The 2,465-nt window shown below is 64.7% G+C and carries 2 protein-coding genes and 1 pseudogene; 2 read left to right on the top strand and 1 reads right to left on the bottom strand.

Annotation, left to right across the window (positions count from 1 at the left end; all coding sequences use genetic code 11):
- Positions 1–126, top strand: a pseudogene (locus BGN95_RS03355) (LPS export ABC transporter permease LptG); the annotation flags it as partial.
- Positions 127–249: 123 nt separating this feature from the next.
- Here the strand turns inward: BGN95_RS03355 and BGN95_RS03350 are convergent.
- Entirely contained in the window at positions 250–1,326 is a 1,077-nt protein-coding gene (locus BGN95_RS03350; protein ID WP_265314500.1) for a fatty acid desaturase family protein, read from the bottom strand.
- Between the two features lie 76 nt (positions 1,327–1,402).
- Here BGN95_RS03350 and BGN95_RS03345 point away from each other — a divergent pair.
- A partial coding sequence (locus BGN95_RS03345; RefSeq protein WP_286771610.1) for an N-acetyltransferase occupies positions 1,403–2,465 on the top strand: 1,063 nt, incomplete at its 3' end.

The following is a 2,465-nucleotide window of genomic DNA, read 5'->3' as shown; positions in this document are numbered from 1 at the left end:
GTCGCGGACAATTTCGCGCTGGCGATGGGCAATCTCGGCGCCTACCCGCCGTTCCTCGCAGCCTGGGCGCCGTTCCTGCTGTTCCTGTTCATCGGCGAAACGGTGCTGCTGCGCACCGAGGAATAGCAGTTAAATCGAGATTCCCTGTCCTCGTTCGGGCTGAGCCTGTCGAAGCCCTGCGCTTTCTTCCGAAGAAGTGCAGCCCTTCGACAAGCTCAGGGCGAACGGTGAGGATAAGCTCGTGACGCCTTACCGCGGCAGCATCGTGCTCCGCGCGATCTTGCCGACCAGATAGCCCAGGCTACGATAATTGGCGTTGTGATAGGTCGACGCCGGTTCGAGCACCTCGATCAGCCGGCGATGCGCCTCGCCGAGCGAATGATAGGGCAGCCCCGGCAGCAGGTGATGCAGCGCGTGATAACGCAGCCCGACCGGCGCCCACAAAGCCGGCAGCAGCGCCGGCGGCGGGACATTGACCGAATCGAGATATTGCGCGGTCACCGTCATCGCCTCTCCCTCATTCTCCCACAAGTGCGCGACGAGCGTGCGAACCTGATTGAGCACCGCGACGCCCGACGCGACCGCCAGCATGATGCCGAGCGCACGCAGCGACAGCACGCCCGTCGCCGCCAGCGCGACCAGCGCGATCGCCCACAAGGCGCAGGCGGTCTCGATCCGGTTCCACTGCGCGCGGAACTCGCCCTCGGGCATCCGCCGGCGGAAGGAGGGGTTGATCGTCAGCGCCGAGTAGCGCTCGACCACCGCGCGGCGCAGCGCGGGGCTGACCAGCGACAGCGGCGTGAGCACCCCGTAGCGGAAGATCAATGCCACCGGCGCCAGCGCGGCGACGATGATGAACACCGGCAGCGTCCACGGCTTCATCAGCGCGAGCGGCAGATATTCGGGATCGTCGACGGTGCCGTAGCGCGTGCGCGCGTGATGCAGGTTATGCACGCCTTCGTACATGAACGACGGCACCAGCATCGGCACGCCGATGAACAGATTATAGGCGAAGCGGAAGCCGGGCAGCGACGCATGACGCACATGCGTCAGCTCGTGGATGAAGCTCAGCGCGCGATACAGCGCCAGCACCGCAACCACCCCCGCCACGACCGTCAGCGCGGTGGATTGCACGACGATCGCCGCGACCAGCGCGGCATAGCCGACCGCGACCGAACCGAGGAAATCGCCCCAATAGACCCCCGGCCGCGGCGCGTTGATATCGCGCGTCAGATCGGCAGCGGCCTTCAGCATCGCGCGATCGTCCGCGATCGGCGTGCGATCGGCCGGCGCGGCGCCGGCGCGGTCGAGGGTGATGGTCGTCATGGCGTGGTCCATTGCCGGAAGATAGTGGCGAGACGGTGGCCTTTACAGCGCCTCGATGACGGAAAGGCCACTCGCCATGATCGGGCAAGCCGATTATTGCATCACCGTCATGGCATCACCGCTCACCATTCGCCCCGTTCTGACGAAGCGCGATCGCAAGATCTTCGTCGACCTGCCCTTCCGCCTCTATCGCGACGATCCGAACTGGGTGCCGCCGCTCAAGGGCGAAGCGCTGGGGCTGATCACCCCCGAGAAGAATGGTTGGTACAGCCATGCAAAGGCTCAGCTTTTCCTCGCCGAGCAGGATGGTCGCGTGGTCGGGCGGATCTCTGCGCATATCGATACGCTCGCGCTTGAAATGCCCGCCGAGCGCGGCTTCGGCCCCGGCACCGGCTTCTGGGGGCTGATGGATGCGGAGAATGAAGAACAATTCACAGCGCTGATCACCGCTGCGGAGGGCTGGTTGCGCGAGCAGGGGATGACGCGCGCGATCGGCCCGGTCTCGCAATCGGTGTGGGAGGAGCCTGGGCTGCTGATCGAGGGGTATGACCACCCCCCGACGGTGATGATGGGCCATGCCAAGCCCGAATATCGCGGCTGGGTGGAGCGCGCGGGCTATCTGCCGGTCAAGACGCTTTACACCTATGACCTGCCGATCAGCGACGGTTTTCCGCCGATCGTCAATCGCATCGTCGCCTCGGGCGAGAAGAACCCGCGGATCCGCATCCGCGAGGTCGACAAGTCGAAATTCATGGAGGAAGCCGAAATCATCCTCGGCATCCTCAACGATGCCTGGTCGGACAATTGGGGCTTCATCCCGCTCACCGAGCCCGAGATCAAGGACATCGGCGTCAAATTGAAGCCGATCGTATTCAACGATCTGATCCGCATCGCCGAGGTCGACGGGCGGCCGGTGGCGTTCATGATCACGCTCCCCGACCTCAACGAAGCGATCAAGCCGCTCAACGGCAATCTGCTTCCGTTCGGCTGGGCCAAATTGCTGCTGTGGCTGCGCCGCCCCAAGGCGCGCACGATGCGCGTGCCTTTGATGGGGGTGCTCAAGGAATTCCAGTCGACGCGGCTCGCGAGCCAGCTCGCCTTCATGATGATCGAATATATCCGCCGTCCCTCGGTGGCGC

Origin of the sequence: Sphingomonas sp. 66-10, from assembly GCF_001897045.1 — a bacterium.
Classification (GTDB): Bacteria; Pseudomonadota; Alphaproteobacteria; order Sphingomonadales; family Sphingomonadaceae; genus Sphingomonas; species Sphingomonas lycopersici.
The sequence above is the reverse complement of the archived record's forward strand: the minus strand, read 5'-3'. Positions and strand labels throughout refer to the sequence as shown.

Coding starts and splice junctions, on each gene's coding strand:
- BGN95_RS03350 (WP_265314500.1), bottom strand. CDS start 1,326: ATGACGACCATCACCCTCGACCGCGCCGGCGCCGCGCCGGCCGATCGC.